The organism is Bacillus cereus group sp. BfR-BA-01522, assembly GCF_022662635.1.
GTDB classification, from domain to species: Bacteria; Bacillota; Bacilli; order Bacillales; family Bacillaceae_G; genus Bacillus_A; species Bacillus_A cytotoxicus.
Map to the genome: position 1 here is coordinate 1 of NZ_JAKUDY010000071.1, position 223 is coordinate 223.

Genomic DNA, 223 nt, shown 5'->3' on the forward strand with positions numbered 1-223 from the left:
CGTATTTTCATTAAAGAAAACGAAAAAGGAAAACCCCCTCGCATTATTTTTGAAGAATGTGGATTTGATGTAGAAATCATTGGCATACAACGTGTTATATCATCAGGAAATAGGTGGCGTACTTCCTATAAGAAAGATGGTGTATTTGGTCTAAGAGATACGCGTAAAGAAAACTCAGGAAGAAAGCTAGAGAGAGAACTTACATTAGAAGAGAAATATGCGC

At 35.9% G+C, this 223-nt stretch carries 1 pseudogene; it reads left to right on the forward strand.

Annotated elements, in window-relative coordinates:
- A pseudogene (locus MR059_RS21705) lies at window positions 1-223 on the forward strand (IS3 family transposase); the annotation flags it as partial.